Below are 25,834 nucleotides of genomic sequence, written 5' to 3'. Positions count from 1 at the left end.
CGGCGGCTCCTCCGGGTGATCGGCGGCTATCGCCGGTGACGCGTTACCGGTCGGTAGTCCCGATGTGGCAAGGTCGTCGCGGTGGAACGACTGGTCGACGTAGGTGACGGATCACTGTGGACCGAGGACACCGGGGGTGATCTGCCGCCGGTGGTGTTCCTGCATCCCGGGGTCGGTGACGCGCGGATCTGGGATCCCGTCTGGGAGCGGCTCGGCGGCCGGCACCGGCTGATCCGTTACGATGTCAGGGGTTTCGGCCGCTCGGCGCCGCCCGCCGGGCGGTTCTCGCGGCTGGACGACCTGCGCCGGCTGCTCGACCGGCTCGACGTCGGGCCGGCGCTCTTCGCCGGCTGCAGCATGGGCGGCGGGACCGCGCTCGACCTCGCCCTCGCCGAGCCCGGCCGGGTTCGCGGGCTGGTGCTGGCCTGTCCCGGCATTTCCGGCGCCCCGCCCGCTCACGAACCGGGCGCCGAGCCGGACAGCCCCGACCCGGACGTCTTCGTCGAACAGGGCGTCGCCCGGTGGGCGAGATCCGGTCGCGACCCGCTGGTCGTCGATCTGCTGCGGTCGGCGGTCCGGTTCTGGCTCAACTGGGGCGAGGCCTACCTCGCCGACGACGGCGACGCGTGGTCCCGGCTCGAGGAGGTGGCCACGCCCAGCGTGCTGCTGCTCGGTGAGCTCGAACGCCCGTCGTTCGTCCCGGCCTGCGTCGAGGCGGCGCGGCGCATTCCCGGCTGCCGCCTCGTACGTGTGCCCGGCGCCGACCACTTCCTGCCGCTCCGAGCGCCCGAAGCGGTGGCCGAAGCACTGCTGCGGCAAGCGAAGGAGACCCGATGAGCGAACGGCTCGAGGAGACCTATCTCTGGTTCGACTGCACACCGCAGCAATCTCTTCTCGGCATCGACGTGGACGGCCGCCGGGTCTCGTTCGCCGAGCACGTGTTCTACCGCTTTCACGACGACCGCATCGCCGAGGTGTGGTCCTTGATAGACACCGACGGCGTACGGCGTCAATTGGCGCACTGACCTGCCGCCGTCGGCATCGATGACGGAAAATCGGCGTGTGGTTCTTCTGCAGCGCGCCGTTGCCACGGCCGTGGTCGCCGCGACCTTCGCCCGGCGGATGATCCTGGCCGAGGACCGGGCCGAGTTCGTGCGGACGGCGACCGACGAGGGACGCTGATCTGCGATACGGCCTGACGTGGAAGAAACTACGCAGGTCGGCGACCAGCCGGGAATGCTCGAGAGCCTGACGTTCGGCTAGGCAGGGCGCCTCCCCGCGGCTGCTGCGGGCATTGAAAGCGGCCGAACGGCGAGAACCGGTGGAACAGCCGCGGCCCAAGGTCGAAGCCGGCCTGCCGAACGAGTGCTCGAGGCCAACCTTCGCCTGGTGGTCATCGTGGCCGGACGCCACACCGGCCGCGGCCTGGCCTTCCCCGACCTCATCCAGAAGGGCACCCTGGGCCTGATCCGCGCGATCGCCGACCAGGCCCGCGCCTTCCCCTTGCCCGGGCCGGCCACCCGCATGGACCGGGTCCGCGAGATCGAGGCCCAGGTGCCGGCGATGGCCGAGGTTTCCGGACGGGACGCGAAACCGGCGGTTGACTTTGTTTCGTGCCGATGACAGCGTTGTCATCGCTCGTTCCATCGTTGTAAACCGCGGCTAGGAGTGCGCGTGTTCCATCGATCCACCCCGCGACGCGGCCGGGCGGCCGCGACCGTCGCCATCCTCGCGGCCGGCCTCGCGCTGGCCGCCTCGTCCCCGGCCGATGCCCACGGGCACGGCGCCCACGATTCCACCGTGGTCTCCGGGAAGGCGCGCTTCGAAGTGCTCTCCCCGACCCTGATCCGCACCGAGTACGGGACGTTCACCGACGCGTCCACGTTCAACGTGATCGGGCGGGACTCGTTCCGCCCGGTGCGCTTCACCAAACGTACGGAAAAGGGCTGGCTGACCATCGACACCGGCGCCCTGACGCTGCGGTACAAGGTCGGGTCCGGCTCCTTCACCGCCGATAACCTGGACATCAAGCTGCGCGCCGGCCGGCAGACCGTGCAGGCCGCGCCGTGGGCCGGCCACTACCCGCCCAGCTGCGAGGCCGGCGTCCTCTGCGAGGCCGAGGCGCTTGACGTGCGCGGGCCGGGCGTGGCCACCGACCACCGTGACTACACCGGCAAGGGCTTCACGGCCGGTTACACCGGCACCGGCGACGCCATCGTCTTCACCACCGCCGCCACCGGCAGCCTGCAGCTGGCCGTGCGCTACGCGAACAGCACCGGCGGCGACGGCCAGAACGTCACCCGTACGCTGACCGTCGCGGTCGACGGGACGAACCGGGCGCTCAGCCTGCCGCCGACCGCCAACTGGGACACCTGGGGCGTGGCGACCGTACCGCTCGACCTCGCCTCCGGCACCCACCAGATCAGCGTCGTCAAGGGCGCCAACGACACCGGCAACGTCAACATCGACAGCCTGGCGCTGATCCGCCCCGGTGACGCCTACCCGGCGCCGGCGCCGGCCGCGCCGCAGCCGTGCCCGTTCGGCACGGTGTGCGAGGCCGATCAGGGCACTCTTTCCGGCGGCGCCCGCACCGCCTCCGACCACAACGGATACGCCGGTGAGGGCTTCCTGGCCGGTCTCGAGAACACCAGCTCCTCGGCCGCGCTGACCGTGACCGGCGTGCCGGCCAAGGGCACCTACCGGGTGCAGGTCCGCTACGCCAACGGCAAGGCCGGCGCCCAGCCGATCCAGACCCGCACGATGACCGTCAACGGCACCACGGTGACGCTGCCGGCCACGTCGAGCTGGGACTACTGGCGTACGGTCGAAGCGCCCGTGACCTTGGACAAGGGCACCAACACGGTGACGCTGGCCTGCCCCACCGCCGCCAGCTGCAACGTCAACGTGGACACGGTCGCCCTGGTCCGGGCCGGCACCCCGCTGCTCGCCCCGCACGCCGCGCTCGGCGGTTACCGCCGCGGTCTCGACGGCGTCAACGGCGCCGCGCTGACCGAGCCCGGCCTGCTCTACCAGGACGGCTGGTCGCTGCTCGACGACTCCGCGTCGGCGCTGTACAACACCCGGACCGGCAAGGTCACGCCGCGTTCGGGACAGGCGCAGGACGGGTACGTCTTCGCGTACGGCCAGGACTACACCCGCGGCCTGAACGAGCTGTCGAAGCTGACCGGCCCCACGAAGCTGCTGCCGAAGTGGGCGTACGGCGTCTGGTACTCCGAGTACTACGACCGTACGGCGTCCGAGTTCCAGGACATCGTCAAGCGGTTCGAGTCGGAGAACGTGCCGCTGGACGTCCTGATCGTCGACACCGACTTCAAGGCGCCGGACCGGTGGAACGGCTGGAACTTCGACACCTCCCGCTTCCCCGACTACAAGGCGTTCCAGTCCTGGCTGACGAAGCGGGGCATCCGGACCAGCCTGAACATCCACCCGAGCATCCTCGGCTCGGACCCGAAGTTCGCCCAGGCCCAGGCCACCGCCAAGGGCAAGCTGAAGAAGACCGGCTGCAACGGCGGCGCCGACTGCTACACGTTCGACTTCGGCGATCCCGACCAGCTCAAGGCGTACTTCGACCTGCACTCGTCGCTGGCCGACCCGGACTTCTGGTGGCTGGACTGGTGCTGTGACGCCTCGACGTCCACGCAGGCCGGCGTGACCGGCGACGCCTGGATCAACCAGCAGTACGCGGCCCGCGACGGCTTCGCGTTCTCCCGGGCGTACGGGTCGCTGCAGGCCGGCGGCTACGGCAACCCGACGGCGGTGCCGACCGGCCCGTGGGCCGACAAGCGCACCACCCTGCACTTCACCGGTGACACGGTCTCCACCTGGGAGACGTTGCAGGCGCAGGTCGGCTACACGCCGGGCGAGTCGGCCGCGACCGGCCTGGCCGCGGTCAGCCACGACATCGGCGGCCACACCGGCGGCCTGTCGACCGAGAAGGGCGCCGAGCCGGACAGCACGAAGCTCCCGGACGACCTCTACGCCCGCTGGGTGCAGCTCGGCACGTTCCAGCCGATCGACCGCCTGCACTCCAACCACAGCGACCGCCTGCCCTGGCAGTACGGCCCGGCCGCCAGCGCCTCGGCCAAGAAGTTCCTCCAGCTGCGGGAGAAACTGCTGCCTTACACGTACGCGGCGGCCAAGGAGGCCACCCGTACGGGCACCCCGATCGTCCGCCCGATGTACCTGGCCTACCCGGGTCAGCAGGAGGCGTACGCGACGGCCGGCTCGCAGTACCTCTACGGCGACGACTTCCTGGTCGCCCCGGTCACCACCCCCGGCGACACCGCGACCACCACGGTCTGGTTCCCGCCGGGCCACAACTGGAAGGACTACTTCACCGGCAAGGTCTACCAGGGCGGCACCACCGCTCAGGTGACGTCGACCCTGGCCACGATGCCGGTCTTCGTCCGCTCCTGACCGCACCGCTCCCCGCGCGCCCCCGGCCTCCGTCAGGCCGGGGGCGCGCGCCCGTCATGATGGAGCGATGCGCCTGGTCTCCCTGCTCCCGTCGGCCACCGAGATCGTCTACGCCCTGGGCCTGGGCGACGACCTGGTCGGGGTGACCTTCGAATGCGACGAACCGGCGTCGGCCCGTACCGAGAAGACGGTGGTGGTCGGCGGCCGCGACACGCGCGGCCTGACGCCGGCCGAGATCGACGAATACGTACGGACCCGCATGGCGAACGGCGAGGACCTGTACACGCTGCACGCGGGCGCGCTGGCCGCCCTCGACCCCGAGCTGATCCTGACCCAGGACCTCTGCCGGGTCTGCGCGCTCCCGTCCGGGCACGTCAACGACGCGCTCGACCATCTGGGCTGCCGCGCCGAGGTGCTGTCGCTCGACCCGTACACCTTGAACCAGGTCCTGGAGACGTTCCTCGAGGTGGGGATGGCCGCGGGGGTGCCCGAGCGGGCCGAGGCGCTGGTCGCGGGCCTTCGCCACCGCCTGGCCGCCGTCGCCGGGGCGGTCGCGGGCCGTACCCGCCCGAGGGTGGCCGTGGTCGAGTGGGTCGACCCGCCGTTCACCGCCGGCCACTGGGTGCCCGACCTGGTCAGCGCGGCTGGCGGCGTCCCGGTCGCGGCGCGCGGTGGGCAGCGCTCCATCGAGACGACGTACGCCGACCTGGCCGCCCCCGACCCGCGGATAGTCCTGGTGACCCCGTGCGGCTTCCACCTGGACGGCGCCGCCGCCCAGGCCGCCGCGGTGGTCCCCCACTTCCCGGGCGCCCAGGTCTGGGCCCTCGACGGCGACAGCCTGATCGTCCGGCCCGGCCCGCGCCTGATCGACGGCGTCGAGACGATCGCGGCCATCCTGCACCCGGCCGCGTTCCCCCAGGGGCCTAGCCCGAGATCCGCTCGACGTCTTTCTTGAGGGCCTCGGCCTCCTGCTCGGTGACGTCCTTCAGGGCCTCGGCGATCTTGTCGAGCGGCACCCCGGCCCGGGTCAGCGCTTCCACCCACCGCTCGTGAACCGACTTGTCGGCGACATTCGACATGCCCCCAGCCTCTCAGCTGACCCGCCCCCGCCACCGCCTAACCGGGGAAAACCGGCGGTCAGTGGGCCAAGGCGGGGTGGCGGGCCGGTGCGGGGTCAGTCGCCCAGCGGGAGCGGGCGGCCTCGCGGACCCGCATGGCGCGGTAGAGCCAGCGGATGTCCAGGCCGAACGACCAGGCCGGGGTGGCGACCGCGAGGGCGAGCCCGGCCACCGTCACCGGCACCGGGAGGAACCCGGCCATCGCCACGACGAGGCCGACGCCCTGGACGACCGCGGGGATCTTGCGGGAGAACCGCGGCGGCAGCGGGGCGTTGAGCCACGGCCACGCCCAGGACGCCGCGACGAACACGTAGCGGAAGGCGCCGATCGCCACCCACCACCAGCCGTAGTGGTCGCCGGCGTAGACGCTGAGCACCAGGACCAGGAACGAGTCGACCTCCATGTCGAACCGCGCCCCGAGCGCCGTCGCCGTGTTGGTGCGGCGGGCCACCTGCCCGTCCACGCCGTCCAGGGCCAGCGCCACCGCCGCGATGGTGACCAGCACCGCCGTGTTGACCGGATCGGTGAACGAGGTCACCACCATCGCGGTCACGCCGCCGGCCAGGATGGCGCGACTGAGCGTGACCGCGTTCGCCGCGCCGAGCCGCGTCATTCCGGCCCGGCCGAGCCCGGCGCCGAGCAGACCGCAGAGCACCAGGCCGTACGCCGCCCCGGCGACCAGCCCGCCCGCGGTGAGGCTGAGGGTGCTGCCCAGCAGAGCCAGCAGGGAAAGCTGGGCGGCGAGACCGAGCACCGGCCCGCGCGAGGGGCCGGTCACTGCTTCGGCGGTACTGAGGGTCACCGTGGCTCCTCCGGTTCACAAGATCGGCCGCCGCGTATGGTTGCCGTCGTCAGCGCTTTACACGAGCGGAACCGGCGAACGGTTCAGCCTGCTGAAGGGAACCTCCCATGTCGGGTGACGCCGAGGCGTTCTGGCTCGCCGAGGCCGGCCGGGGTGAAATCCGCCCGGAGAGGGTCCGCGAGCCGGGTCCGGACGAGGTTCTGGTGCGCACCCTCCACAGCGGCGTGAGCAGGGGAACCGAGACGCTGGTGTTCACCGGCCGGGTGCCCGAGAGCCAGTGGCCGGCGATGCGCGCGCCGTTCCAGGAGGGCGAGTTCCCGGCCCCCGTGAAGTACGGCTACCTCAACGTCGGCGTCGTCGAGAAGGGCCCGGAAGATCTTCTCGGCCGTACGGTCTTCAGCCTCTTCCCGCATCAGACCCGCTTCGTGGTGCCCGTGTCGTCGGTCACCGTGGTCCCGGCCGAGGTTCCGGCGCACCGCGCCGTGCTGGCCGGCACCGTCGAGACGGCCGTCAACGCCCTGTGGGATGCGGCCCCGCTGATCGGCGATCGGGTGGCCGTGGTCGGCGCCGGCATGGTCGGTGGTTCGGCGGCGGCGATTCTCGCGCGCTTTCCCGGGGTACGGATCCAGCTCGTGGACATCGATCCGGCCCGTGCCGGCCTCGCCGCGCGGCTGGGCGTGCCCTTCGCGCGTCCGGACGAGGCCCTGGGCGACTGCGACCTGGTGATCCACGCGAGTGCCACGCCGGCCGGCTTGAAACGTTCTCTGGAGCTGCTGGCCTACGAGGGCACCGTCGTCGAGCTGAGCTGGTACGGCGACAAGCAGGTCGACGTGCCCCTGGGCGAGTTCTTCCACTCGAAGCGCCTGACCGTACGCGGCAGCCAGGTGGGCGGCATCCGGCCGGATCACCGCCGCTCGTACGCCGACCGGCTGGCCCTCTCGCTCGATCTGCTGCGCGATGACCGGTTCGAGGCGCTGATCAGCGGCCGGTCCCCGTTCGGGGACCTGCCCGAGATCATGCCGCGGCTGGCCGACGGTAGCCTTCCGGCACTCTGCCACGTGATCGACTACAACTGAGGAGGAGCTGATCTTGTTCAGCGTCACCGTCCGCGACCACATCATGATCGCCCACAGCTTCTCGGGTGAGGTCTTCGGACCGGCTCAGAAGCTGCACGGCGCGACCTTCGTGGTGGACGCCACGTTCCGCCGGCCCGAGCTGGACGACGACAACATCGTCGTCGACATCGGCCGGGCGAGCGAGGAACTGCACGCGATCTGCGGCGGCCTCAGCTACCAGAACCTCGACGACGACCCGGCCTTCAAGGGCGTCAACACGTCGACCGAGTTCCTGGCCAAGGTGATCGCCGACCGCCTGGCCGACAAGGCCGCCGCCGGCGACCTGGGTCCCGGCGCGGCCGGGCTGACCGGCATCTCGGTCACCCTGCACGAGTCGCACATCGCATGGGCCTCGTACGAGCGCGATCTGTGAGCTCATCACCACTCTGGGCGGTGCTGCCGGGCGGGATCGACGACCCGGCGGCACCGAGCGGCGGCAACCGCTACGACCGGCAGGTCCTCTGCCGCCTGCACCGGGACGTCCACGAGCTCGCGATCGGCGGCACGTGGCCGTCGCCGAGCCCCGCCTCCCGGCGCGCCCTGCAGTGGGCGCTGGCCGACATCCCCGACGGCTCCCTGGTGCTCGTCGACGGCCTGGTCGGCTGCGGCGTGCCGGAACTGCTGGCGCCGCACGCCCGGCGCCTGCGCCTGGCCGTCCTCGTGCACCTGCCCCTGAGTGACGAGACCGGTCTCGCGCCCGAGCAGGCGGCGGACCTGCGCGCCAAGGAACGCGCCGCCCTGCACCTGGCCACCACGGTGATCGCCACCAGCGAGGCCGCCGCCGCCCACATCACGGCCATGCACGACCTGCCGCACGTGGAGGTCGCCGCGCCCGGGGTCGGCCAGTTCCCGCCCGCGGAGCCGCACCCCGACGGCCACCGCCTGCTCTGCGTCGCCTCGGTCTCCCCCCGCAAGGGCCAGGACCTGCTGGTCGGCGCCCTCGAGAACGACCTGCCCGGCCTGCGCTGGAAGTGCACCTTCGCCGGTGCCCTGGTCAACCCGGTCCCGTACCTGAGCGGCCGCATCCAATTCGTCGGCCCCCTGGCCGGCGCGGACCTCGACGCCGCGTACGCCGACACCGACCTCTTCGTCCTGCCGTCGCGCAACGAGACGTACGGCATGGTGGTCACCGAAGCCCTGGCCCGCGGCATCCCGGTGCTGGCCACCTCCGTCGGCGGCGTCCCCGAGGCCCTGGGCACCACCCCGCTGGGCCTGCCCGGCATGCTCGTGCCCCCCGAGGACCGTCCCGCCCTGGCCGCCGCCCTGCGCGCCTGGCTCACCGACCCGGCCCTGCGCGCCTCCCTGCGCGCGGCCGCCCTCCAGCGCCGGGAGACCCTGCCCACCTGGACCGCCACGGCCGAGCGCGTCACCGACATCCTCGACGGCATGCCACCAGCGTCGCCGTCGCGCACCACCCCGGCCCCGCCCGCCACCCGGGCGCCGGCCTCGTCGATCGAAGGAGAGTCCGCATGACCGGTGAGTTCAGCGAGTCGTGGCTGGGCCTGCGTGAGCCGGCCGACGCCGTCGCCCGCGCGGCCGACCTGGTCGAACGGCTTCCCGAGCCGATCCATGTGATCCGTGACCTCGGCTGCGGCACCGGCTCGCTGGGCCGCTGGCTCGCCCCGCGGCTGCCCACCCCGCAGCACTGGATCCTGGCCGACCGCGACCCCAAGCTGCTGCACTACGCGACCTCGCACCTGCGGCTGCCCGGCGTCACCGTGGAGGGCGCCCTCGGCGATGTGACGGCGCTCACGGCGCAGGACCTGGACGGCACCGATCTGGTGACCTGCTCGGCGCTGCTCGACCTGCTCACCGAGGACGAGATCGACTCACTGGTCGCCGCGTGCGCCGCAGCCGGAACGGCCGCGCTGTTCACGCTGTCGGTGGCCGGCGAGGTCACGTTCGAGCCCGCGCGGCCGGAGGACCAGCAGGTCGTGGCCGCGTTCAACGCCCACCAGCGCCGGGTCGAGGGTGGCCGCGCCCTGCTCGGGCCGGACGCGCCGGCGTACGCCGCGAAGGCTTTCGAGAAGGCGGGCGCGACCGTGGTGACCAGGCCGAGCCCGTGGCGGCTCGGACCGGAACACCCGGAGCTGACCGCGGAATGGCTGCGCGGATGGGTCGCCGCCGCCCGCGAACAGGAGCCGAGCCTCGTCCTGGACGACTATCAGGCCGCCCGTCTGGGTGACTTGCCGAGCGTGTCGGTCGGACATGTCGATCTTTTAGCGATCTTCGGCTGAACCCTTTGTGCCCGCCCCGGCGTACTAGGGGAAAGACGGGCTATCGAAGGGGACGGCGAAGTGACGCGATCGATCTGGGTGTGGCTGCGGATCCTGGGAGGAGCCGGAATCCTCGGCTTCCTCCTGTGGCGGCTGGGCACCGGCGCCTTCCTCGACGGCCTGCGGGTGATCGACGGCCCCTTGCTCGCCCTGGCGTTCGGCATCGGCGTGGTGACGACGGTCTTCAGCGCCTGGCGCTGGTGCCTGGTGGCCCGCGGCCTGGGCCTGCGGCTCTCGCTGCGCGGCGCGATCGCCGACTACTACAAGGCCCTGTTCCTGAACGCCGCCCTGCCCGGCGGCGTGCTCGGCGACGTCGACCGGGCGGTCACCCACGGCCGCGATGAGGGCGACGTGGCCAAGAGCGTGCGGGCCGTGGTCCTGGAACGCACGGCCGGCCAGATCGTGGTGATCGCCGTCAGCGTGACGGTGCTGCTCACGGTGCCCTCTCCCGTGCTGACGGTCCTCTCGCGCCACGGCGCCACGGTGGCGGTCGCGGCCACCGCCCTGGTCTCCGTCGGCGTGATCCTGCTGCTCGCCGTCCGCAAGCTGCGCCAGGGCGGCTCACGGGTCGCCGCCGCGGTCCGTACCGGCGCCGCCGAGATCCGCACCGGCCTGCTGGCCCGCCGCAACTGGCCCGGCATCACGCTGGCCTCGACGGTGGTGCTGGTCGGCCACCTGGCGACCTTCGTGGTGGCGGCCCGGGCCGCCGGTTCGACCGCCTCCCTGCTGCGCCTGGCGCCCCTGATGCTGCTGGCCCTGCTGGCCATGGCCCTGCCCCTGAACGTCGGCGGCTGGGGCCCCCGCGAGGCCGTGAGTGCCTGGGCCTTCGGCGCCGCCGGCCTCAGCGCCACCCAGGGCCTGACCGCGGCCGTCGTCTACGGCGTCTTCGCCTTCGTGGCCGCCCTGCCCGGCGCGGCGGTCCTCCTCATCCGGGCCACCGCCGGGTTGCGCACGACCCTCGCCGCACGCCGCGCCATCCCGGTCTCCCCCACGCCCGCCCTGCCGGTGCCCGTCTCACCCGCGCCCGTTCTCAGCACGCCGGTGTCGGCGCCACTGCCCGTGCTGGTGCCCGCGTCCGCGACCGTGCCGGTCTCCGTCGCCCGCTTCGCGGCCCCGATCGCGCCGGAGATGCTGCTCGGCCGCGATCTGGCCCGCACCGGCGCCTGAGAGGCGGCCCTCCTTGGCCTGGCCCTTACGCCGCGGCCCGTGGCCCCGCCCGGGCCGCGGGCCGAACGCAACCCCAGCCGCCGCACAGCCGCACGCAACCCCAGCCCCCACACAGCAGCACGCAACCCCAGCCCCCACACAGCAGCACGCAACCCCAGCCGCCGCACAGCCGTACGCGGCGCACCGGCTCAGGGCCTCGGAGCGGGCCGATCCGCCGCTGCCCTACCCGGGGAGCTGGTCAGGCTGGCTGGAAGCGGTCGGACAGGGCGTAGCGCAGCAGCACTACGTCACCGATCTGGCGGACCTCCGCCAGCGTGGCACGACGCCCCGGTCCCCAGGGGAAGTCGCCGTCGGTGACGAAGCGCGGCGCCCGCGAGTCACCCACGAAGAACGGGGCGACCACGAGCTGCAACTCGTCGGCCAGGCCCGCCGTGAGGAACTGGGTGTGCATCCGCCCGCCGCCCTCGACCATCAACCGGCGCACGCCGCGGGCGGTCAGGTCGGCCGCGACCAGGCGCAGGTCGACCGGCTCGCCGCCGTCGACGACGGTGGCGACGTCGCCGAGCTTGGCCCGGGCCGATTCGACCGAGGGCGTAGCACAGTAGACGATTTTGTCCACGTCGCCCGCGGTGAAGAACTGGGCGCCGGGGTCGATCGCGCAGCTGCTGGTCACGGTGACCTTGACCGGGTTGGCCGCCTCGCCCCGGGCGACCCGGGCCGCCCGCCGCTCGGCCGAGCGGACCAGCAGCCGCGGATCGTCCTGCCGGATCGTCGCCGCGCCGACGAGAATCGCGTCGCAACCGGCACGAACCTCATCGACACGGTCGAAATCGGCCTCGTTGGACAGCAGAAGCCGCTCCTGCGCCGCGTCATCGAGGTACCCGTCGATGGACATGCCGCAGCTCAGCAACGTGTAAGGACGCTCAACCACCGATGACGCCTCCCGTCGAGCGACCACCGTCACCCTGGCCGAACAGTTGCGTCCAAGATAATCCGGGACACGATTACTGGCACGTTCGCAATCTGTTGCGGTGCGGTGACTCCGGCGGCGGGTATAGCGATCAACGGGGAACCAACGAGGAGGACCGATGATAGAAGCCACGGTGCGGCAGCAGGTGACCGTTCCGCTGCGGTTCGGGGACGGGTACGCGACGCCGGCCCGGGTGATGACCTTCGACGGCCTCGTCGACGGCAAGGAGCACCTGGCCCTGGGCCTCGGTGACTGGCAGCGGGCTCTGAAGAAGTCCGCCGCCGGCGGCCGCGCCCCGCTGGTGCGGCCGCACAGCGAGTGCCTGACCGGTGACGTGTTCGGCAGCCAGCGCTGCGACTGCGGCCCGCAGCTGCGCGAGGCGGTGGAGCGGATCGCCGAGCAGGGTGGCCTCCTGCTCTACCTGCGCCAGGAGGGCCGCGGCATCGGCCTGTACGCCAAACTGGACGCCTACGCGCTGCAGGACGCCGGCCTGGACACGTACGAGGCGAACGTCGCCCTGGGCCGCGGCGAGGACGAGCGCGACTACGCGCCGGCCGCGCAGATGCTGCTGGCGCTCGGCGCCGACCGGATCCGCCTGCTGAGCAACAATCCCGATAAAGCCGTACAACTCGAGAAAAACGGGATCGACGTGACTCAACGGATCCCGACCGGGGTCCACATGTCCCCGACCAACGTGCGATACCTGGCGACCAAGGCGTCGCACACGGCTCACACGATCGAACTACCCCTGGCCGAGTAACCGATGCCCGGGGTCATCCGGCACCATGAGGGGATGGCGGACGACCCCGAGCTCATCCTCACCGCGGTCGACCAGGTGCCGTTCATCCTGGTCGTGTGCGAAGGCCCCGATCTGCGGGTGCTCCTGTTGAGCGGGGCCACACGCGCCGTCCTGCCCGGCCGCGACTACCACGGCCGTCCGATCCGCGAGGTGATCAGCGACCTGGTCGGCCAGCAGATCGTCGACGCGTACTACGAGGTCCACCGGACCGGCCAACCCTTCGACGGCCGGGAGTGGCGGGTCCATCTGGACATGCCGGACGGATCGGTCCATGAGATGTTCGCCGACTTCACGATCACGCCGTGGACCGTGGACGGCGAGCGGCGCGGGGTGATCGGCATCGGCACCGACGTCACCGAGGCGGTGCACCAGCGCCAGGCCGTGGCCGCCGACACCGAGCGCCTGCGCCGCCGGTACGAGGAGAGCCGCGAGGTCATCACGGCGCTCCAGCGGGAACTGCTCCCGGCCGGGCTTCCCGTGTTGCCCGGCGCCCAGATCGCCGCGAGTTACCTGCTGGCCGACGTCGACTCGGCGGCCGGCGGCGACTGGTTCGACGCGATCGTGCGGCCCGACGGCCGCCTCGCGCTGATCGTCGGGGACGTGGTCGGTCACGGCGTGACCGCCTCGGGCGTGATGGGCCAGCTCCGCGCGGTCCTGCAGGACCGCCTCTGCTCGGGCGCCTCGGTGACCGAGGCGATCGGCGCGGTCGATCGGTTCGCCGCCCGCGTGCCGGCGGCCCACGCGGCGACGGTCGCCCTGGTCGTGCTCGACACCGTCTCGGGCGCGGTCGAGTACTGCACGGCGGGTCACCCGGCCCCGCTCGTCGTCGGCGGCACGGGCCGTACGCGGTATCTGCCCCTCACCGGGGGCGCCCCCCTGGGCACGGGCGGTTCCTTCCCCGTCGGCCAAGCCCTCCTGCAGGACGGGGACCTGCTCCTTCTCTACAGCGACGGCATTCTCGAGCGGCCGGGCCGCGATCACGTGTCGAGCGCCGCCGAGCTGGCCCAGTTCGTCGCGGACAGCGCGGCCGGCCGGGCGTTGCGCGACCCGGGGGCCACCCCGGCCGAGCGGGTGTGCACGCAGACCGTCGAGCTTCTGGTGCGCGCGACGGGCCACGGCGATGACATCACGCTGCTCGCTGTGCAGCGCGTGACCCCCGTACCGGACCTGGCTCTTGATCTGCCGGCCGAGCCGGCGGTGTTGCGGGGTGCGCGCCATGAGCTGGGTGCGTGGCTGACGAAGGCGGGGGCCACGGACCAGGATGTTTTCGTGCTTCAGCACGCTCTCGGGGAATTGATGACCAACGCGGTGGAGCACGCGGCCGCCGGGGAAGGTTCGACGGTGACGGTGACGGCCTCGCTGACTGCCTCGGGCGCGATCGAGGCGGCCGTGACGGACCGGGGCACGTGGCGGGCGCCGTCGCGGCAGGAGAACCGCGGGCGGGGACTGGCTCTGACCTCTCAGCTGGTCGAGAGCCTGACGGTGACGCACGGCACAGACGGCACGGTCGCGCGGATCCGGCAACCACTGACGCGACCGGCCCGGCTTCTGGACATGCGCGATCCTCCGGCGCCGCCGGAGGCGCCGGCCGCCGTGGAGTTCCGCATCGTCGAGCAGGAGGGTGACGACGAAGCACACGTACGGGTGGAAGGACCGCTGGACGCCACATCGGCGTCGCTCGCTCAGCGCGAGCTGTTGCGGCGCAGCCGGGGTGGAACTGTGCCTCTCAGTGTGGAGTTGTCAACGGTGACGCATTTGTCCAGCGCGGGGGTGTCCGCGCTGCACCACGTCGCGGCTCAGCACACGGCTAAAGGAGCGCCGCTGAGCCTCATCGCGTCGCCGGGATCGCCGGCGCAGACGATTCTGGCACTCGTCGCGCTGCTGCCCTCGAGTTATCCACAGTAAAAAGTTATCCACAGGGCCCGGGCAACTTGTCGGTCCACCTCTCTAATATCGCTTCGTGACTTCGCCACCGACTCCCGCCTACGACGTCCTCAATCGCGTCTTCGGCTACCCCGACTTCCGTGGGCAGCAACGCGAGATCATCGAGCATGTCGTCGACGGCGGCGACGCGCTGGTGCTCATGCCCACCGGCGGCGGCAAGTCGCTGTGCTACCAGATCCCCGCGCTGGTCCGCCCGGGCACCGGCGTGGTCATCTCGCCCCTGATCGCCCTCATGCAGGACCAGGTCGACGCGCTGCGCACCCTGGGCGTGCGGGCCGGCTTCCTCAACTCCGCGCAGGACTACGACGAGCGCCGGCTGGTCGAGGCCGAGTTCGTCAACGGCGAGCTCGACCTTCTTTATGTGGCGCCCGAAGGGCTGGGCGTCGCGGCGACCCAGCGGCTGCTCGACCGCGGCAAGATCTCACTGTTCGCGATCGACGAGGCACACTGCGTCTCCCAATGGGGTCACGACTTCCGCCCCGACTACCTGGGCCTGTCGATGCTGCACGAGCGCTGGCCCGACGTGCCGCGGATCGCGCTGACGGCGACGGCGACCAGCGCCACCCGCGAGGAGATCGCGACCCGCCTGCGCCTCGACGACGCCCGCCACTTCACGGCGAGCTTCGACCGCCCCAACATCCAGTACCGGATCGTGCCGAAGAACGAGCCGCGCAAGCAGTTGCTCGACCTGCTGCGCACGGAACACCCCGGCGACTCCGGCATCGTCTACTGCCTGTCCCGCGCGTCGGTGGAGAAGGTCGCCGAGTTCCTCAACCAGAACGGCGTCACCGCGCTGCCCTACCACGCGGGCCTCGACAACCGGGTCCGCGCGGCCAACCAGTCCCGCTTCCTGCGCGAGGACGGCCTGGTCATGGTGGCGACGATCGCCTTCGGCATGGGCATCGACAAGCCTGACGTACGGTTCGTGGCCCACCTCGATCTGCCGAAATCGGTGGAGGGTTACTACCAGGAGACGGGCCGGGCCGGCCGGGACGGCCAGCCGTCCACGGCCTGGCTGGCGTACGGGCTGCAGGACGTGGTCCAGCAGCGCAAGATGATCGAGGGCTCGGACGGGGACGTCAACTTCCGCCGGAACGCCTCGAAGCACCTCGACGCCATGCTCGCCCTCTGCGAGACCGTCTCGTGCCGGCGGTCCGAGCTGCTGGCGTACTTCGGGCAGGACCAGTCCGCCGACAACTGCGGCAATTGCGACACCTGTCTGGCGCCGCCGGAGTCGTGGGACGCCACCGTGGCCGCGCAGAAACTGCTTTCCACGGTGCTGCGCCTGCAGCGCGAGCGGGGGCAGAAATTCGGCGCCGGGCAGTCCATCGACATTCTGGTCGGCAAGCAGACCGACAAGATCAAGCAGTTCCGGCACGACCAGCTCTCGGTCTTCGGCATCGGCACCGAGCTGCGCGAGACGGAGTGGCGCGGGGTGGTCCGCAAGCTCCTGGCCGCGGGCCATCTGGCGGTCGAGGGTGAGTACGGCACGTTGGTGCTCACCGACAGCAGTGCCGACGTCCTGCGCGGCCAGGCGAAGGTCGCGATGCGCCGCGAGGTCGCGCCGGTCAAGACCCGGGCCCCGAAACAGCGCGCGGCCGCCGCGGCGCCCGCGGCCGACCTCTCCCCCGCCGCCGCCTCGGTCTTCGAGCGGCTGCGCACGTGGCGCGGGGCCACGGCCAAGGAGCAGGGCATGCCGGCGTACGTCATCTTCCACGACGCCACGCTGCGCGCGATCGCCGCGCTCAACCCGGCGACCCTGGCCGAGCTCGGCACGGTCAGCGGTGTCGGCCAGAGCAAGCTGGCCAAGTTCGGCCAGCAGGTCCTGGACACCCTGCACGGCGCCGGCGCCCCCGCCGGCTCCCCGGAGCCCGCCGCGCCACCGGCCGCCCGCATCGCCTCGCGCTTCGGCGACGCCCCCGAGCCCGCGACACCGACGGCACCCAGGTCGGCGACAGCACCCAACCGCGCCGCGGCACCCGAGCGCGCGGCACCCGAGCGCGCGGCGGCGGTGGCGGGTCGCGGCGCGCCGGATGAGGCCTACCCGTTCGACTTCAGTGAGGAGCCGCCGGACGAATTCGACTACGATTTCGAGCCGCCGCCGCCGGACTACCGCTGACGCGAGCGAGCGAGCGGTCGGGCGGGCAGGCAGGACGAACAAAGGGCTGAGGGCTACCGGGTGGTGACGTTGACCATCCAGTGGATGCCGTATCTGTCCTTCAGCTGGCCGAACGTGTCGCCCCACATCTGCTTCTCGAAGGGGACCTCGATCTCGGCGCCCTCGGCCAGTTGGGGCCAGATCTCCTCCAGGCCCTCGCCGGCGTCGCCGGACAGGCTGCAGACGATGGTGTTTCCGGGGGTTGTCGTGGTGCCGGGTGGGGCGTCGGCGCCCATGATGGTGTAGCCCTGCGGGGTCTCCAGGCGGCCGTGCATGATGCGGTCGGCGGAGGTGGGGTCGGGGGCGCCGAACTCGCCGTACGTGTTGACCGTCAAGTCGCCGCCGAAGACCGAGCGGTAGAAATCGAGGGCCTCGCGGGCCGTGCCGTCGAAGCTCAGGTAAGGGTTGAGCCGGGATGCCATCGCGGACTCCTTGGGCGATGAAGGCTTCTCCCGGCCGAGGGTAGACCCCGGGCCCGGCGACGTTGAGCCGCGCGGGTGAGGTCTACCCGGTCGTGGACGGGTCAGCGGTGGTCCGAACCCGCCGACTCGACCGCGGCCCGGCCCGCCTCCAGGCGGGCGATCGGTACGCGGAACGGGGAACACGACACGTAGTCCAGGCCCACCTCGTGGAAGAAGTGCACCGACTCCGGGTCGCCGCCGTGCTCGCCGCAGACGCCCAGCTTCAAGCCGGGGCGTGTGGCGCGGCCCTCGTCGGCCGCGATGCGCACGAGGCGCCCCACGCCGTCGCGGTCGATCGACTCGAACGGGGAGATGCCGAAGATGCCCAGCTCCAGGTAGCGCCAGAAGAACGCGCCCTCCACGTCGTCGCGGGAGAAACCCCAGCCCATCTGGGTCAGGTCGTTGGTGCCGAACGAGAAGAACTCGGCCGCCTCGGCGATCTGGCCGGCCGTCAGCGCCGCCCGCGGCACCTCGATCATCGTTCCGATCAGGACCTGGACGCCTGAGGAGCCGACCACCTCGGCGATGATCTTCTCGGCTTCGGTGCGGACCGTCTCCAGTTCCTGGACCGCGCCGACCAGCGGGACCATGATCTCGGGGCGGGGGCGGCCGCCCTCGGCCGCCAGTTGCACCGCCGCCTCGGCGATCGCCCGCACCTGCATCGCGAACAGGCCGGGAATCACCAGGCCGAGGCGGACGCCGCGCAGGCCCAACATCGGGTTCTGCTCGTGCATGCGCCGCACCGCGGCCAGCATCCGCTCGTCGTGCTCGGCCTCCTCGCCGCGCTCCTTCGCCACCGCCACCTGCACCGCCAAGTCCTCCAAGGACGGCAGGAACTCGTGCAGCGGCGGGTCGATCAGCCGGACCGTCACCGGCAGGCCGTTCATCTCGCGGAAGATCTGCAGGAAGTCGGCCCGCTGCAACGGCTGCAGGGCCGACAGCGCCTCGTTGCGCTCCGCCTCCGTGCGGGCCAGGATCAGCCGCTCCACCAGCGGGCGCCGGTCGCCCAGGAACATGTGCTCGGTGCGGCACAGGCCGATCCCCCGCGCCCCGAAGCGGCGCGCCCGGGCCGCGTCGGCGCCCGTGTCGGCGTTCGTCCGTACCGCCAGCCGGGCCGCCGAGTCGGCGTGGGTCATCAGCAGGTGCACCGCCGAGACCAGCGGCTCGTTGGCCAGCGCCGGATCCAGGTCGCCCTCGAAGTACTGCACCACCTCCGACGGCTGCACCGGCACCGCGCCCAGGTAGACCCGGCCCGTCGTACCGTCGATCGACACCGTGTCACCCTCGTGCACGACCTGGCCGTTCACCGTGAACTGGTCGCGGCCCACCTCCATCTCGTCGGCGCCGCACACGCACGTCTTGCCCATGCCGCGGGCCACCACCGCCGCGTGCGACGTCTTGCCGCCGCGGGCCGTGAGGATGCCCTGCGCCGCGATCATGCCGGGCAGGTCGTCGGGGTTCGTCTCCCGGCGTACGAGGATGACCGATCTGCCCTCGGCCGCGGCCGCCACCGCATGGGCGGAGGTGAACACGACCTCGCCCGCCGCCGCGCCCGGGGAGGCGCCGACGCCCCGCGTGATCGGGGAGGGATCCGAGGAGAGGTCGAACCGGGGGAACATCAGCTGGGCCAGCTGGGCCCCACTGACGCGGGTGAGCGCCTCGTCGAGGGAGATCATGCCCTCGTCGACGAGCTGGGCCGCGATCGTGAACGCGGCCGCCGCCGTCCGTTTGCCCACCCGGGTCTGCAACATCCACAGCTTGCCGCGCTCGATCGTGAACTCGATGTCGCACAGATCGTGGTAGTGGCCCTCGAGCTGGGCCATGATGCGGAGCAGTTCGTCGTACGACTTCTTGTCGATCTTCTCGAGGTCCTGCAACGGCACCGTGTTGCGAATGCCGGCCACCACGTCCTCGCCCTGCGCGTTCTGCAGGTAGTCGCCGTAGATGCCGCTCTCGCCCGTCGCCGGGTCGCGGGTGAATGCGACGCCCGTGCCGGAATCGGCGCCGAGATTACCGAAGACCATCGCCACGACATTGACGGCCGTGCCCAGGTCGGCCGGAATCCGCTCCTGCCGCCGGTAGAGCACGGCGCGGTCCGCGTTCCACGACCGGAACACGGCCGCGATGGCCAGATCCATCTGCTCGCGGGGGTTCTGCGGGAATTCGTGGCCGGTGTGTTTGGCGAAGACTTTCTTGTACGCGGTGACGAGTTCCTTGAGATCGTCGGCGTCGAGCTGAACGTCGTCCTTCACGCCTTTGCGGACCTTCGCCTCGTGCAGCGCGTCCTCGAATTCGGCGCCGGGAACGTCGCACACCGTCTTGCCGAACATCTGGATGAGGCGCCGGTAGGAGTCCCAGGCGAAGCGGTCGTTGCCGCCGGCCTGCCGCGACAGTCCCGCCACCGACTCGTCGTTGAGCCCGACGTTCAGGACGGTCTCCATCATGCCGGGCATGGAGAACTTGGCCCCGGAACGCACCGACACCAGCAGCGGATCAGCGGGGTCGCCCAGCGAACGGCCCATCTCGCGTTCCAGGGCGGCCAGATGATCATCGATCTCCTCGGCCAGGCCCTCCACGTGCGAGCCGTCGGACAGATAGCGCTGGCACGCCGATGTGGTGATCGTGAAGCCGGCCGGGACCGGGAGGCCGAGGTTCGTCATCTCCGCGAGATTGGCGCCCTTACCGCCCAGCAGATCCTTGAGATCCTTGTTCCCCTCGGCGAAGTCGTAGACGAACTTCTCCATCGCCAGTCACCTCCGGTTTCGATTCCGCGGCCGAACTGGTTTCTGCCCCGAGATTCGTAAGGCTATGCAGAGATCCGCCTAATAGTTAACTGTCCCGTGGGGTATTGCACAGGCCACCATCACCTCCTGTTCGGTAAGCGCTTTCTCCGCGCAGTTCCGCGCAGCGACCCCGGCGAGTAGCGTGGCCACGGTGGAAAACCTGCGGCGGCGATGCGAGTCGCGCCTGCGTGGGATCCGCGTGCCCGATCCGTTCGATCTGGACACGTTCTGCGCCGAGGTGGCCCAGCGGCGCGGCCGTCCGCTGATCCGCCGGCCGGTGCCCGGTCTCAGCGCGGACGCGCCCTGCGGCCTGTGGATCGGCACCACCGAGGCCGATCACGTCTTCTACGATCCCGGCACGTCGCCGTTGCACGCCGAACACATCGTGCTGCACGAATTGGCCCATATCCTCAGTGGGCACTCGGGCGCGGGCGCCGGAAGCGAGAGAGCGCGCCTGTTCCCCGATCTCGACCCGGCGACCGTCGGCCGGGTGCTGGGCCGGGCCGCGTACTCCGACACCCAGGAACGTGAGGCCGAGATGATGGCATCGCTGATCCGGGGCCGGTCACCGCGGCCGCCGCGCACGACGCCGGGCCGGCTCGCCGAGGCACTGGGCCTGGAGTGATCCTCTCGGCGATCCTGCTGGCCCTGCTCTGGGGCATGGCGATCGTCCGCTTTCCCACCCTGTTTCGCGACACCCGCCAGCGCGCCCTCTGGGCCTCGCTCGCCGCGGTGACGCTCGGCAAGACTTTCGCGTTTCCACCGATCCTCGCCGGGACCGGGGCACCCGCTCTGCCCCATCTGTGCGGCGTGCTGGCCGCGTTCTTCCTGCTGCGCTTCGTCGCCCTGGTCACCGGGCGCGGCGACAACCGTCAGCAGACGGCGCTGGCCATCGGCGTTCTGGCCGCGCTGATCATCATCGCCGCCACCGGCACGGCGCCCGCCCCGCGCGTTCCCACCCGGCATTTCGCCTACTGGGTGATCCTGGAGGGCTACCTGGCTTACGTGCTGGTCAACGCGACCACTCTGTTCTGGTCGACGAGCCGCCAGGTCGGCCCGGGCCTCCCCCGCTTCGCCCTGCGCATGATGGCGGTGGGTACGGCGATGATCACCGTGTTCGCCGTCTTCCGCGTCAGCGCGCTGCTCGCCGAGGACCTGCGGACCGTCGAGCCGATCGCCGAGCAGATTCAGACCGTCGCGGTGCTGCTCACCGTCACCGGCGGCATGCTCGCCGCCAGTCCGCGGGCCCGGAGCGCGCTCACCGCGTACCGCAATCTCCTGGTTTTGCGGCCTTTGTGGAAGGCCATGCGGGACACCTTCCCCGAGATCATCCTCTTCACGCCGCGCCGCGCGATCGTCGAGCTCGCCGGCGTCGACGACATCCACCTGCGCCTTTACCGACGCGTCATCGAGATCAGGGACGGCATGCTGGCCCTGCGCCCCTACCTCGAGCGCCCCGAGCCCGGAGCGGACGAAACGGCAAATTCAGAGGCCGATGCCATCGTACGGGCTCTGGAGCGCCGAAAAGCCGGTGAACCCCCTTCGAAGAGCTCGGCGGAGGCCGCGTGGGCGCCGGTCGGCTCGACCCTGGCCGACGAGGTCGCGTGGCTGAGCGCGGTCAGCCGGGCCTATCGCCGGTCCGGCGTTCGGACTCCCACACCTTCCGGATCAGCTCGCTGATCGTGTCCCGCCCGCGCGGCGACACGTCGGCCGCCCGCAGCGCGATCTCGGTGACCCCCGCGTCGCGGAGGGTCCGCAGCAGCGCCAGCTGACCGTCGACGCGGGCCGCCTGCTCATCGTCCAGGAAGTACGCCACCGGCACCCCGAAATAGGTGGCCAGGGCGGTCAGATGCTGGATCGTCGGGTTGCCGCGGCGCCCGGTGCGCAGCTGCCAGATGTACGTGTGGGAGATCGACACACCCTGATCGGACCGGATCGTCTCGGCCACGGCCATGTAGCTCGGCTCGCCCTGCCCGGCCGGCCGGACCGAGCGGAACAGGCGATCAAGCTTCTCCGCGATGGGGAAGGCGCCCACCACGCCCTCCTCCCCGATGCCCGGCGCACGATGAGGTGCCCACCATACAGCGAACGGCGTCCATGAGCAGGGACCGGCGGGACCGGTCCATGCACATCCCCCGATGCAGGACGCCATAAACTGTGGTTGATGAGCCCGCACGAGCGTAAGCCAGCCGGACGGGGCGCTCAACCCCTTTATGTCGCACCCGCTCGGTAGGCTTCGTCGCATATCGATGCGCCGAGAGGGGCCCGCCGTGACGACAGTTGTCGAGAGTCCGGAAGTCTTCACCCTGCTCACGGAGCTCACCACCATGGTCGGGCGGGAGGATCCCTATCCCCGGTACGCCCGGCTGCGGGAGATCTCGCCGATGGTCCGGGCCGGCGACAACGCGCTGGTCGTGACCCGGCACGCCGACTGCGCGGCGGTGGCCCGCGACCCCAAGCTGGGCCACATGCCGGCGCACATGCTGGCCTTCGTCGGCTTCCCCGACTGGGCCGAACATCCCGCCCTCCAGCAGTTCTTCACCAGCATGATCGCGCAGAACCCGCCGGACCACACCCGGCTGCGCCGGCTCGTCAGCTCACGTTTCACCGCACGCCGCGTGCGGGAGCTGCGCCCGGCGATCGAGCGGATGGTGGGCGAGCTTCTGGACGACCTGCGGGGCGCGGGCGAGGCCGATTTCGTGTCGGCGTTCGCGTTTCCGCTGCCGGCCAACGTGATCGGTGAGCTGCTCGGCGTCCCGAAAGAGGACCGCGCCCAGTTCCAGACTCTGGTGCGTGACTGGTCGCAGGTGCTCGACATCATCACGCCGGAGATTCTGGAGAAGGCCGACCCCGCGGCCAAGGTCATGCGCGATTATCTGACCGCCCTGGCCGCCGAGCGCCGGAAGGCCCCGCAGGACGACCTGCTCAGCGCTCTGGTCAGCGCCGAGGAGGAGGGTGACCGCCTCACCGAGGACGAGTTGCTGACGATGGCCGCGCTGCTGTTCGCGGCCGGTTTCGAGACGACCACCAACCTGCTGGCCAACGGCCTGGTCGCGCTGCTGGACAACCCGGATCAGGTGCCGGCGCTGCACGAGGACCCGGAGGCCGCGGTCGAGGAGCTGCTGCGCTTCGACTCGCCGGTGCAGTTGCTGGGCCGGGTGGCGTGGGACGCCACCACGATCGCGGGCGTGCCCATCGAGCCCGGTGACCGTCTCGTCGCCTACCTGGGTGGCGGCAACCGTGATCCGGAGCGGTTCGCCGACCCCGACCGGCTCGATCTGCGCCGCGGGGACAACGCGCCGCTCTCGTTCGGCGGCGGCATCCACTACTGCCTGGGCGCACCGCTGGCGAGGCTGGAGGCTCAGGTGGCTTTCCCCGAGGTGATGCGCCGACTGCCGAAACTGGCACGCGCCGAGGGCGCCGAGCGGCGGAACAGCCTGACCCTGCGCGGTTACACCCGCCTGCCGGTCACCACATGACCTGGACAAATAAGGGCGCCGCTGTGAATTCCACGGGGGAAGAACTCACAACGGCGCACTCGGAACATTAGACCAGTGCGGCCGGGCTGTCCATCCCGGGAGCCGCATTCACAGCTGGCTTTGAGATTCAGCCGACGCGCTGCACAACCGATCCGACCAGCTTCTGCCAGTCGGCCGAGAAGTTGGGCGACGTGCTGGCGTTGTTCAGCTGATAGATCGCGTACGCATCGACGAGCACCACGTTGCTCCTGGACAGCACCGCCACCGCGGTGTCGGCCGTGCCCGGGTGTTTCGGCTCGTACTTCTTGTGCCGGATCACCGCGAAGCCGTCCCAGCCGCTCTCGGTCAGCGTCTTGATCTCGACGGTCTCGGTGTAGGCGGGCTCGGACTTGTCGTTCGTGACGGTGGCCGGCACCGACACGTCGGCCTGGCAGCCGTCGGCGACCGCGCGCAGCGCCGCCTGACCGGCCTTGGCCGCGCTCACGTCCCCGTACACCAGCGCCTTCTGGTCGAGGGTCTGCGCGCCCTTCTCCCCCTCGTCCACGAAGGACGCGGCCACGACCTCGCCGCCCGGCGGGACCGCGGGCGCCGTCGAGGTGCCGCCGCAGATGCTCACCATCTGCTGGGGGTCGGGCGCCTGGGCCGGCGCCGCCCACGTCGGCCCGATGTCGGCCGCCTGCAGCAGCGCCCCGCGCATGGTGGTGGCGGCGATGAGGCCGGTCGGCTCGGGCGCGGGGTCGTCGTCGCCGGACGAACATCCGGCGGCCAGGAGCACGACGCAGAGCGCGGGGGCGGCGATACGAGCGAGCATCGGGCCATCTTCGCAGAACACATACCGTGACGGATCCGGGCGCTCCGGGTTAGGTTGTCGGGGTGACCGACCTCGATGCGCTGGCCCGGCGGCTGCGGGCGGAGCTGGGCCCCGACCAGGTCATCACCGACCGGCAGGAGCTGCGGACGTACGAGTGCGACGGCCTCGCCCACTACCGGGTGGTCCCGGCGATCGTCGCGCTGCCGCACACCGCCGCCCAGACCGCGGCCGTGGTCAGGGCGTGCGCCGCGGCCCGGGTGCCGTTCGTGGCCCGGGGCTCGGGCACCGGCCTGTCCGGCGGGGCGCTCCCGCACGCCGACGGCGTCCTGATCGTGACCGCGCAGATGCGCCGGATCCTCGACGTCGCGCCCGAGGACGAGCGGGCGGTGGTCGAACCCGGCGTGATCAACCTGCAGGTGACCCGGGCCGCCACCCCGCACGGCTACTACTACGCGCCCGACCCGTCCAGCCAGCAGATCTGCTCGATCGGCGGCAACGTGGCCGAGAACTCGGGCGGCGCGCACTGCCTGAAGTACGGCTTCACCACCAACCACGTCACCGGGTTGCAGTTCGTCGCCCCCGACGGCGACCTGGTCCGGATCGGCGGCCGGGCCGAGGACCCGCCCGGGTACGACCTGCTCGGCGCGTTCGTCGGCTCCGAGGGCACGCTCGGCATCGCGACCGAGGTGACCGTACGCCTGACCCGCCTGCCCGAGTCGGTGCGCACCCTGCTCGCCGCGTTCCCCGGCGTCGACCAGGCCGGCGCCGCGACCAGCGCGATCATCGCGGCCGGGGTGGTGCCGGCCGCCATCGAGATGATGGACGCGCTGGCCATCGAGGCGGCCGAGGCGGCGGTGGCCTGCGGCTACCCGGCGGGCGCGGGGGCGGTGCTGATCGTCGAGCTGGACGGGCCGGCGGCCGAGGTCGAGGCCCAGTTCGAGCAGGTCACGGCCCTGTGTGAGGAGGCCGGCGCGTTCGAGCTGCGGATCGCGGCCGACGACGCCGAGCGGGCCCTGTTCTGGAAGGGCCGCAAGTCGGCCTTCGCGGCCGTGGGCCGGATCAGCCCCGACTACATCGTCCAGGACGGCGTGATCCCGCGAACCGCGCTGCCGCAGGTCCTGCGCAAGATCGACGACCTCGCGGCGGAGAACGGCGTCCGGGTGGCGAACGTCTTCCACGCCGGCGACGGCAACCTGCATCCGCTGGTGCTCTTCGACGACGCCGTCCCGGGCGAGGCGGAGCGGGCCGAGGCCACCTCGGGGGCGATCATCGACCTCTGCGTCGAGTACGGCGGGTCGATCACCGGCGAGCACGGGGTCGGCGCCGACAAGGCGAAATACATGCCCCGCATGTTCGGCGACGACGACCTCGACACCATGCAGCTGCTGCGCTGCGCCTTCGACCCCGGCGGCCTGGCCAACCCGGGCAAGATCTTCCCGACGCCGCGACTGTGCGGCGAGCGGCCCGGCCGCCATCGCGCGGCCGACGCCTTCGGCGACGCCGAGGTGTTCTGA

At 71.6% G+C, this 25,834-nt stretch carries 22 protein-coding genes and 2 pseudogenes; 17 read left to right on the top strand and 7 right to left on the bottom strand.

The annotated features are described in order from the left end of the window. The first annotated feature begins 81 nt into the window (after positions 1 to 81). The 5 genes and pseudogenes from ACGFJ7_RS23935 (at position 82) to ACGFJ7_RS23915 (ending at position 5,392) form a co-directional block, all read left to right on the top strand. A complete protein-coding gene (locus ACGFJ7_RS23935; protein ID WP_392643849.1) occupies positions 82 to 837 on the top strand; it encodes an alpha/beta fold hydrolase in 756 nt (251 codons plus the stop codon). Next, a complete protein-coding gene (locus ACGFJ7_RS23930; protein ID WP_360255639.1) occupies positions 834 to 1,025 on the top strand; it encodes an ester cyclase in 192 nt (63 codons plus the stop codon). The genes ACGFJ7_RS23935 and ACGFJ7_RS23930 overlap by 4 nt, the downstream gene beginning before the upstream one ends. Positions 1,026 to 1,332: 307 nt before the next feature. Next, positions 1,333 to 1,623 (top strand): annotated as a pseudogene (locus ACGFJ7_RS23925) (sigma factor); the annotation flags it as partial. A 51-nt stretch (positions 1,624 to 1,674) separates the two neighbouring features. Then, on the top strand, positions 1,675 to 4,437 hold the full coding sequence (locus ACGFJ7_RS23920; protein WP_392643847.1) for a TIM-barrel domain-containing protein: 2,763 nt from the start codon (positions 1,675 to 1,677) through the stop codon (positions 4,435 to 4,437). Positions 4,438 to 4,504: 67 nt separating this feature from the next. Then, the gene (locus ACGFJ7_RS23915; protein WP_392643845.1) at positions 4,505 to 5,392 is read left to right on the top strand and encodes an ABC transporter substrate-binding protein; all 888 of its coding nucleotides are present in this window, start codon (positions 4,505 to 4,507) and stop codon (positions 5,390 to 5,392) included. Here ACGFJ7_RS23915 and ACGFJ7_RS23910 read toward each other — a convergent pair. Together ACGFJ7_RS23910 and ACGFJ7_RS23905 are read right to left on the bottom strand one after the other, a co-directional pair. Further along, the gene (locus tag ACGFJ7_RS23910; protein WP_360255645.1) at positions 5,361 to 5,516 is read right to left on the bottom strand and encodes a hypothetical protein; all 156 of its coding nucleotides are present in this window, start codon (positions 5,514 to 5,516) and stop codon (positions 5,361 to 5,363) included. The two genes, ACGFJ7_RS23915 and ACGFJ7_RS23910, sit on opposite strands and share 32 nt — an antisense overlap. A gap of 58 nt (positions 5,517 to 5,574) precedes the next feature. Next, the gene (locus ACGFJ7_RS23905) at positions 5,575 to 6,357 is read right to left on the bottom strand and encodes a CDP-alcohol phosphatidyltransferase family protein (RefSeq protein WP_392643843.1); all 783 of its coding nucleotides are present in this window, start codon (positions 6,355 to 6,357) and stop codon (positions 5,575 to 5,577) included. A 107-nt stretch (positions 6,358 to 6,464) separates the two neighbouring features. Here ACGFJ7_RS23905 and ACGFJ7_RS23900 point away from each other — a divergent pair, with 107 nt between their 5' ends. The 5 genes and pseudogenes from ACGFJ7_RS23900 to ACGFJ7_RS23880 form a co-directional block, all read left to right on the top strand. Then, a complete protein-coding gene (locus ACGFJ7_RS23900; protein ID WP_392643840.1) occupies positions 6,465 to 7,433 on the top strand; it encodes a zinc-binding alcohol dehydrogenase in 969 nt (322 codons plus the stop codon). 13 nt (positions 7,434 to 7,446) lie between these two features. Beyond that, the gene (locus ACGFJ7_RS23895) at positions 7,447 to 7,845 is read left to right on the top strand and encodes a 6-carboxytetrahydropterin synthase (RefSeq protein WP_360255651.1); all 399 of its coding nucleotides are present in this window, start codon (positions 7,447 to 7,449) and stop codon (positions 7,843 to 7,845) included. Next, positions 7,842 to 8,945: a glycosyltransferase family 4 protein gene (locus ACGFJ7_RS23890; RefSeq protein ID WP_360255653.1), complete on the top strand. Its 1,104-nt coding sequence runs from the start codon at positions 7,842 to 7,844 to the stop codon at positions 8,943 to 8,945. The genes ACGFJ7_RS23895 and ACGFJ7_RS23890 overlap by 4 nt, the downstream gene beginning before the upstream one ends. Next, on the top strand, positions 8,942 to 9,709 hold the full coding sequence (locus ACGFJ7_RS23885; protein ID WP_392643837.1) for a class I SAM-dependent methyltransferase: 768 nt from the start codon (positions 8,942 to 8,944) through the stop codon (positions 9,707 to 9,709). Before ACGFJ7_RS23890 ends, ACGFJ7_RS23885 begins: the two co-directional genes overlap by 4 nt. A gap of 60 nt (positions 9,710 to 9,769) precedes the next feature. After that, positions 9,770 to 10,681: pseudogene (locus ACGFJ7_RS23880) on the top strand (YbhN family protein); the annotation flags it as partial. Between the two features lie 472 nt (positions 10,682 to 11,153). On the opposite strand, the gene ACGFJ7_RS23875 reads toward ACGFJ7_RS23880, so the two are convergent. Further along, a complete protein-coding gene (locus tag ACGFJ7_RS23875; protein WP_360255657.1) occupies positions 11,154 to 11,846 on the bottom strand; it encodes a dihydrofolate reductase family protein in 693 nt (230 codons plus the stop codon). A 157-nt stretch (positions 11,847 to 12,003) separates the two neighbouring features. Between ACGFJ7_RS23875 and ribA the strand changes: the two genes are divergently transcribed. From ribA to recQ, 3 genes are read left to right on the top strand one after another with little or no spacing between them, the layout of a single operon-like run. After that, positions 12,004 to 12,645 carry a GTP cyclohydrolase II gene (gene ribA / locus ACGFJ7_RS23870; protein ID WP_360255659.1) on the top strand — a complete coding sequence of 214 codons (642 nt, stop codon included), beginning with the start codon at positions 12,004 to 12,006 and terminating at the stop codon, positions 12,643 to 12,645. Between the two features lie 33 nt (positions 12,646 to 12,678). Next, positions 12,679 to 14,589 (top strand): SpoIIE family protein phosphatase, encoded by a 1,911-nt coding sequence (locus ACGFJ7_RS23865; RefSeq protein ID WP_392643835.1) that lies wholly within the window; start codon positions 12,679 to 12,681, stop codon positions 14,587 to 14,589. Positions 14,590 to 14,644: 55 nt separating this feature from the next. Next, a complete protein-coding gene (recQ, locus tag ACGFJ7_RS23860) occupies positions 14,645 to 16,747 on the top strand; it encodes a DNA helicase RecQ (RefSeq protein WP_392643834.1) in 2,103 nt (700 codons plus the stop codon). Between the two features lie 53 nt (positions 16,748 to 16,800). On the opposite strand, the gene ACGFJ7_RS23855 is transcribed toward recQ, so the two are convergent. Continuing rightward, positions 16,801 to 17,208: a VOC family protein gene (locus ACGFJ7_RS23855; RefSeq protein WP_360255665.1), complete on the bottom strand. Its 408-nt coding sequence runs from the start codon at positions 17,206 to 17,208 to the stop codon at positions 16,801 to 16,803. A gap of 101 nt (positions 17,209 to 17,309) precedes the next feature. Next, on the bottom strand, positions 17,310 to 19,991 hold the full coding sequence (gene ppdK / locus ACGFJ7_RS23850; protein WP_392643832.1) for a pyruvate, phosphate dikinase: 2,682 nt from the start codon (positions 19,989 to 19,991) through the stop codon (positions 17,310 to 17,312). A gap of 190 nt (positions 19,992 to 20,181) precedes the next feature. Between ppdK and ACGFJ7_RS23845 the strand changes: the two genes are divergently transcribed. Together ACGFJ7_RS23845 and ACGFJ7_RS23840 are read left to right on the top strand one after the other, a co-directional pair. Next, a complete protein-coding gene (locus tag ACGFJ7_RS23845) occupies positions 20,182 to 20,655 on the top strand; it encodes a hypothetical protein (RefSeq protein ID WP_360255669.1) in 474 nt (157 codons plus the stop codon). Further along, entirely contained in the window at positions 20,652 to 21,710 is a 1,059-nt protein-coding gene (locus ACGFJ7_RS23840; RefSeq protein WP_360255671.1) for an MAB_1171c family putative transporter, read from the top strand. The genes ACGFJ7_RS23845 and ACGFJ7_RS23840 overlap by 4 nt, the downstream gene beginning before the upstream one ends. Here ACGFJ7_RS23840 and ACGFJ7_RS23835 read toward each other — a convergent pair. Next, on the bottom strand, positions 21,649 to 22,065 hold the full coding sequence (locus ACGFJ7_RS23835; RefSeq protein ID WP_360255673.1) for a helix-turn-helix domain-containing protein: 417 nt from the start codon (positions 22,063 to 22,065) through the stop codon (positions 21,649 to 21,651). The genes ACGFJ7_RS23840 and ACGFJ7_RS23835 overlap by 62 nt on opposite strands. A 292-nt stretch (positions 22,066 to 22,357) precedes the next feature. On the opposite strand from ACGFJ7_RS23835, the gene ACGFJ7_RS23830 reads away from it, so the two are divergent. Further along, positions 22,358 to 23,509 carry a cytochrome P450 gene (locus ACGFJ7_RS23830; protein ID WP_360256091.1) on the top strand — a complete coding sequence of 384 codons (1,152 nt, stop codon included), beginning with the start codon at positions 22,358 to 22,360 and terminating at the stop codon, positions 23,507 to 23,509. A 127-nt stretch (positions 23,510 to 23,636) separates the two neighbouring features. Here ACGFJ7_RS23830 and ACGFJ7_RS23825 read toward each other — a convergent pair whose 3' ends face one another. Next, on the bottom strand, positions 23,637 to 24,320 hold the full coding sequence (locus ACGFJ7_RS23825; RefSeq protein WP_360255675.1) for a hypothetical protein: 684 nt from the start codon (positions 24,318 to 24,320) through the stop codon (positions 23,637 to 23,639). Between the two features lie 62 nt (positions 24,321 to 24,382). Here ACGFJ7_RS23825 and ACGFJ7_RS23820 point away from each other — a divergent pair, with 62 nt between their 5' ends. Next, the gene (locus ACGFJ7_RS23820; RefSeq protein WP_360255677.1) at positions 24,383 to 25,834 is read left to right on the top strand and encodes an FAD-linked oxidase C-terminal domain-containing protein; all 1,452 of its coding nucleotides are present in this window, start codon (positions 24,383 to 24,385) and stop codon (positions 25,832 to 25,834) included.

This window comes from Actinoplanes sp. NPDC048988 (assembly GCF_043197815.1).
Taxonomy (GTDB): domain Bacteria; phylum Actinomycetota; class Actinomycetes; order Mycobacteriales; family Micromonosporaceae; genus Actinoplanes.
The sequence above is the reverse complement of the archived record's forward strand: the minus strand, read 5'-3'. Positions and strand labels throughout refer to the sequence as shown.

Coding starts and splice junctions, on each gene's coding strand:
- ACGFJ7_RS23825 (WP_360255675.1), bottom strand. CDS start 24,320: ATGCTCGCTCGTATCGCCGCCCCCGCGCTCTGCGTCGTGCTCCTGGCC.
- ACGFJ7_RS23915 (WP_392643845.1), top strand. CDS start 4,505: ATGCGCCTGGTCTCCCTGCTCCCGTCGGCCACCGAGATCGTCTACGCC.
- ACGFJ7_RS23865 (WP_392643835.1), top strand. CDS start 12,679: ATGGCGGACGACCCCGAGCTCATCCTCACCGCGGTCGACCAGGTGCCG.
- ACGFJ7_RS23885 (WP_392643837.1), top strand. CDS start 8,942: ATGACCGGTGAGTTCAGCGAGTCGTGGCTGGGCCTGCGTGAGCCGGCC.
- ACGFJ7_RS23900 (WP_392643840.1), top strand. CDS start 6,465: ATGTCGGGTGACGCCGAGGCGTTCTGGCTCGCCGAGGCCGGCCGGGGT.
- ribA (WP_360255659.1), top strand. CDS start 12,004: ATGATAGAAGCCACGGTGCGGCAGCAGGTGACCGTTCCGCTGCGGTTC.
- ACGFJ7_RS23910 (WP_360255645.1), bottom strand. CDS start 5,516: ATGTCGAATGTCGCCGACAAGTCGGTTCACGAGCGGTGGGTGGAAGCG.
- ACGFJ7_RS23930 (WP_360255639.1), top strand. CDS start 834: ATGAGCGAACGGCTCGAGGAGACCTATCTCTGGTTCGACTGCACACCG.
- ppdK (WP_392643832.1), bottom strand. CDS start 19,991: ATGGAGAAGTTCGTCTACGACTTCGCCGAGGGGAACAAGGATCTCAAG.
- ACGFJ7_RS23855 (WP_360255665.1), bottom strand. CDS start 17,208: ATGGCATCCCGGCTCAACCCTTACCTGAGCTTCGACGGCACGGCCCGC.
- ACGFJ7_RS23830 (WP_360256091.1), top strand. CDS start 22,358: ATGGTCGGGCGGGAGGATCCCTATCCCCGGTACGCCCGGCTGCGGGAG.